This window comes from Ectothiorhodospira lacustris (assembly GCF_022227785.1).
Classification (GTDB): domain Bacteria; phylum Pseudomonadota; class Gammaproteobacteria; order Ectothiorhodospirales; family Ectothiorhodospiraceae; genus Ectothiorhodospira; species Ectothiorhodospira lacustris.
Map to the genome: position 1 here is coordinate 1 of NZ_JAJNQM010000126.1, position 5,195 is coordinate 5,195.

The 5,195-nt window shown below is 60.4% G+C and carries 4 protein-coding genes; 3 read left to right on the top strand and 1 reads right to left on the bottom strand.

What is annotated here, in order from left to right:
* Positions 1–49 precede the first annotated feature (49 nt).
* The 3 genes from glgC to malQ all read left to right on the top strand — a co-directional run bounded on the left by glgC (position 50) and on the right by malQ (position 4,634).
* A complete protein-coding gene (gene glgC, locus LQ952_RS15290) occupies positions 50–1,315 on the top strand; it encodes a glucose-1-phosphate adenylyltransferase (RefSeq protein ID WP_238623482.1) in 1,266 nt (421 codons plus the stop codon).
* Positions 1,305–3,056 carry a glycoside hydrolase family 57 protein gene (locus tag LQ952_RS15295; RefSeq protein ID WP_238623483.1) on the top strand — a complete coding sequence of 584 codons (1,752 nt, stop codon included), beginning with the start codon at positions 1,305–1,307 and terminating at the stop codon, positions 3,054–3,056. Before glgC ends, LQ952_RS15295 begins: the two co-directional genes overlap by 11 nt.
* 66 nt (positions 3,057–3,122) lie before the next feature.
* Positions 3,123–4,634: a 4-alpha-glucanotransferase gene (gene malQ, locus LQ952_RS15300; RefSeq protein ID WP_238623484.1), complete on the top strand. Its 1,512-nt coding sequence runs from the start codon at positions 3,123–3,125 to the stop codon at positions 4,632–4,634.
* Here the strand turns inward: malQ and LQ952_RS15305 are convergent.
* Positions 4,619–5,195 (bottom strand): EAL domain-containing protein (locus tag LQ952_RS15305; protein WP_238623485.1); only part of this gene is annotated, 577 nt, incomplete at its 5' end. The genes malQ and LQ952_RS15305 overlap by 16 nt on opposite strands.

A 5,195-nucleotide genomic window follows, 5' to 3' on the forward strand; every position in this document is an offset into this window, starting at 1 on the left:
TGGGCGCCATGACCGAGTCCCCCATTCACCCGGGTCCGGGAAAGTCAGCATGAAACCACAATCTCAACGCTTCGTCAGTCGTATCACCCGTGACACCTTGGCATTGATCCTCGCCGGTGGGCGCGGTTCCCGCCTCAAGCAGCTGACCCTCTGGCGGGCCAAGCCGGCGGTGCCCTTCGGCGGCAAGTTCCGCATTATCGACTTTCCGCTTTCCAACTGTATCAATTCCGGGATCCGTCAGGTGGCGGTACTCACTCAGTACAAGTCCCATTCCCTGATTCAGCATATTCAGCGTGGCTGGGGGTTTTTGCGCGGCGAATTCGGTGAGTTCGTGGAACTGCTGCCGGCCCAGCAGCGTATCGAGACCTCCTGGTACGAGGGTACGGCGGATGCGGTCTACCAGAATCTGGACATCATCCGTGACCATAATCCCAGCTATGTGCTGATCCTGGCTGGTGACCACATCTACAAGATGGACTATGGCGACATGATTGCCTACCACGTCGAATCCGGTGCCGACATGACCGTAGGGTGCCTGGAGGTGGATCTGGAAACCGCCAAGGGATTCGGCGTGATGGCGGTGGACGGGGATGGTCGGGTGCGCCGGTTTGCGGAAAAGCCGTCGCAACCCCAGAGCATTCCCGACAATCCGGACAAGGCCCTGGCCTCCATGGGGATCTACGTCTTCAACACTCGCTTCCTGTTCGAGCAACTGATCAAGGATGCGGACACGCCCGGCTCCAGCCACGATTTCGGCAAGGACATCATCCCCAATGTGATCAAGTCCTACCGGGTGATGGCGTACCCCTTCCGGGACGTGCAGACCGGCTCTCAAGCCTATTGGCGCGACGTGGGCACCATCGATTCCTACTGGCAGGCCAATCTGGAACTGATCGGTGTGACGCCGGAACTGAACCTCTACGATATGGACTGGCCGATATGGACCTATCAGGAGCAGCTACCGCCGGCCAAGTTCGTGTTCGATGATGATGATCGCCGCGGCATGGCCGTGGATTCCATGGTGTCGGGGGGGTGCATCATTTCGGGAGCTCAGGTGCGGCATTCTCTGCTGTTTTCCAACGTGATCGTCAATTCCTACAGCCAGGTTACCAACTCCGTGGTCCTGCCCGATGTGGAGATCGGGCGGTATTGCCGGATTCACAAGGCCGTGATTGACAAGGGTTGTCGGATTCCCGAAGGCATGGTGGTCGGCGAAGACCCGGCAGAAGATGCCAAACACTTCCATGTCTCCCAAGGCGGCGTGACCGTGGTGACACCTGAAATGCTCGGTAATATCACCCGCTATGCCCGCTGATTCCCTCCGGAAGGACCCCGTGGCCCTCAGGCTGGTGCTGTGCTGGCACATGCACCAGCCCGAGTATCGCGAGGCAGGCACGGGGCGTTACGCCTTGCCCTGGACCTATCTGCATGCCATCAAGGACTATGTGGATATGGCCGCTCACCTTGAAGCGACGCCCGGCGCTCGGGCCGTGGTCAATTTTGCCCCGGTGCTGCTGGAGCAGATCAGGGATTATGCCGTTCAGGTGGCTGCCTTTCTGCAGCAGGGCAAACCCATCTCCGACCCGGTACTGGCCTTGCTGGGGGCACAGTCGGCTCCTGCCGGTGCCACCGAGCGCATGCAGTTGGCCGAAGCTTGCACGCGGGCCAATCGCAAGCGTCTGATCGAGCCCAATCCGGATTATCGAATGCTGGCCGACATGTTGCCCTGGCTGCGTCAGCAGCCGGATGCCGCGATCTATCTGGGGGATCAGTATTTTTTTGACCTGGTGACCTGGTATCACCTGATGTGGATGGGGGAAACGGTGCGCCGTTCCGATCCCCGTATCGAACCCTTGATGAAGCAGGGGCGGAATTTTACCCCCGGGCAGCGCCGGATGCTGATGGAAGTCATCGGCGAACTGTTGGGGGAAGTGATTGCCCGCTATCGGCGCCTGGCCCATACGGGGCAGGTGGAGTTGTCTTTCACTCCGTATGCCCATCCCATCATGCCGCTGTTGCTGGACCTGACATCCGCGCGGGAAGCGGTCCCGGAAACGGCACTGCCCGAGGCGCCATTCTATCCGGGTGGGGATGAGCGGGTACGCTGGCATGTTGCCCGTGGCATGGCCGTGTTCGAGGAACATTTCGGTCTGCGGCCTGCCGGCTGCTGGCCTTCGGAAGGTGGAGTCAGCGATGCAACCCTGCGGTTATTAGCACAGGAAGGTATCCGATGGGCAGCTTCCGGTGAAGGGGTGCTGGTGAATTCCCTGCGCGCATCGTCCGGGCCGCAGCCCCCGGCAGCGAGTCGCTCCTGGCTGTATCGTCCCTATCGCTATGATGCCGAATCCTTGGCGGTTTTTTTCCGGGATGATGGTCTGTCCGATTCCATCGGCTTTCGTTACGCGGACTGGCATGGCGATGATGCCGTTGCCGACTTCATTCATCAGCTGGAGCAGATCGCCGAGCAGTTGGCCCGTACCCGTCGGCCCGGTGATCCGACGCCGGTGGTGTCCGTCATTCTCGATGGCGAAAATGCCTGGGAATACTATCCCAACAATGCCTTCTACTTTCTTTCCGCCCTGTACCCCAGGTTGGTGGATCATCCGGCCATCGAACTCACGACCTTCAGCGAAGCCCTTGATGAGGGAGGACCGCCCTTGTCGGCATTGTCGCGGGTGGTGGCCGGTAGCTGGGTCTATGGTAACTTCGAAACCTGGATCGGATCCGCGGACAAGAATCGGGGTTGGGACATGCTGATCGATGCCAAGGTCCAGGTGGATCGGGTCTTGGCGGAGGGCCGGTTGACGCCGGCTGAAGAAGCCGCCGTGCTTGATCAGCTGGCGGTCTGTGAGGGCTCTGACTGGTGCTGGTGGTTCGGTGACTATAATCCTTCGTCAGCGGTGGGTCTGTTCGAGCGTCTCTATCGCCAGCACCTGACCCGCCTGTACTTGCTCATGGGCGCTCCTCCCCCTGGTTACTTGTCGCATGCCGTGAGCCGGGGTAGCGGGGAACCGGTCGCAGGCGGCGTCATGCGGACCGGTCAGAAAACCGTATGAAGATGGTTCAAGGTTCTCCTGTTGTCGGTCCAGGCACTTCCGTGCCGCCGGCTGGAGTCAGTCACAATGGACGGAGGCAACGTGTCCGAAACCGTTCCTGAAGCCCGGTCATTTCTGGACCGGCGCCGTGCCGGCATACTGCTGCACCCCACTTCGCTTCCAGGAACCGCCGAGCAGGGCACTCTGGGGCATGAAGCCCATCGGTTCATCGAGTTTCTTGAGGCCTGTGGTGTGACTGTCTGGCAGGTTCTGCCCCTGAATCAGCCGCATGCCGGCGGATCGCCCTATCAGTGCATGTCGGTCCATGCCGGCCATACCGGTCTGATCTGCCTGGATGAATTGCACCATCGGGGCTGGTTGTCCGAAGCATCCTCCAAGTATCGGGAACAGGGGCTGAGAAATCCCTATGGCTGCCCTGCGCTGCAGGAGGCCAGGGTGGGTTTTGAGGCCCATGCCGACCCCGATGAACGGGCCGGATTTGCCGCGTTCAAGTCACATCATGCGTACTGGCTGGAAGACTATGTGCTTTATCTGGGTCTGAAGGCCGAGCAGGGGCAGGCGCCTTGGTGGGAATGGCCCGTGCCCTTGCGTGACCGGGAGGATAAGGCCCTGGAGACGGCCAGGCAACGGCTTGAAAGGGTGCTGGAACAATACCGTTTTGAGCAATTCCTGTTCTATGGCCAGCTTCGGGCAGTGAAGCAGCACGCCAACCGCAGAGGGATTCTGCTGTTCGGGGACATGCCCATCTTCGTGGCCAGCGACAGTGCTGATGTTTGGACCCATCGCCGGCTCTTTGATCTGGACGCACAGGGGCTTCCCAACTGTGTGGCCGGCGTGCCCCCTGACTATTTTTCGGCCACGGGGCAGCGCTGGGGAAATCCTCACTATCACTGGCGGAACATGGCGACTGAAGGGTTCCAGTGGTGGATTGAGCGCATCAGTGCCGCCCTGGAAATGGTTGACCTGATTCGCATCGATCATTTCCGGGGGTTTGAGGCCTACTGGTCGATTCCGGCCGACGAGGAGACCGCGATCAACGGTCATTGGGTGCCGGCGCCGGGCAAGGCCCTGTTCGACACCCTGCGGGAACGGTTCGGTACGTTGCCTTTGGTGGCGGAGGATCTTGGCGTGATCACCCCCGAGGTGGAGGCCTTGAGGGATCAGAACGGCTTGCCGGGGATGAAGATCCTGCAGTTTGCCTTTGAAGGCGGTGCTGCCAATCCCTATCTGCCCCATCATCACGAGGAAAACTCGGTGGTGTATACGGGTACTCACGATAACGACACGACGCTGGGCTGGTACGCCGGCTGTGACGCGGCGCTGCAGTCCCGGGTGAGGGAATATCTTGGGTATCCCGATGAGTCCATGCCATGGCCCCTGGTACGCAGTGCGCTGGCCTCGGTGGCGCGCCTGGCCGTCCTGCCGATGCAGGACGTACTGGAACTGGATGGTTGTCATCGCATGAACACCCCCGGCACCCAGGAGGGTAACTGGCGCTGGCGTTTCTCCTGGGACCAAGTGCCCGACACCCTGGCCGGACACCTTCGGCACATGATGACGCTCTATGGGCGAGAGTGATCCGGGATCGAGTGGTTTATGGTTGTTCCCTCTTTGAGCAGACCACCGATGATGTCTTCCGGCTGTGGGTGGCTAAACAGGAAGCCTTGCCCTCGTGTACAGCGGTGGCTGATGAGAAAATCCCGTTGCGCCGGAGTTTCCACGCCTTCCGCGACGACATCCAGACCCAGATTGAGGCCCAGCCCGATCATGGCATCGACGATGGCTGCGGCTTGCCTGCGTCGTGACGGGTCCCGCTCCAGCCCCGCAATGAAGGACTGATCGATCTTCAGCCCATGGACCGGCAGGTTGCTCAGATAGCTCATGGAGGCGTAGCCCGTCCCGAAATCATCCAGGGACAAGGTAAATCCGACCGCTTTCAATTCCGACAGGATGACCTTCGCGTCATCCATGGAGCGCATGGCAGTGCTTTCGGTAATCTCGAACTCCAGCAAGCCGGGGTCGACCTGGTAATGCGACATCGTTGCACGGATATCGGCAACCAGTTCCTGCTTGTAGAGTTCCTGCGTGGTCAGATTGATGGCAACGGGCACGATGGGAATGCCGGCTTCGCGCCAGCGC

What these genes read in the sequence shown, in the direction of transcription:
- malQ (WP_238623484.1), top strand. Translation starts at nt 3,123, where the DNA reads ATGGACGGAGGCAACGTGTCCGAAACCGTTCCTGAAGCCCGGTCATTT.
- LQ952_RS15295 (WP_238623483.1), top strand. Translation starts at nt 1,305, where the DNA reads ATGCCCGCTGATTCCCTCCGGAAGGACCCCGTGGCCCTCAGGCTGGTG.
- glgC (WP_238623482.1), top strand. Translation starts at nt 50, where the DNA reads ATGAAACCACAATCTCAACGCTTCGTCAGTCGTATCACCCGTGACACC.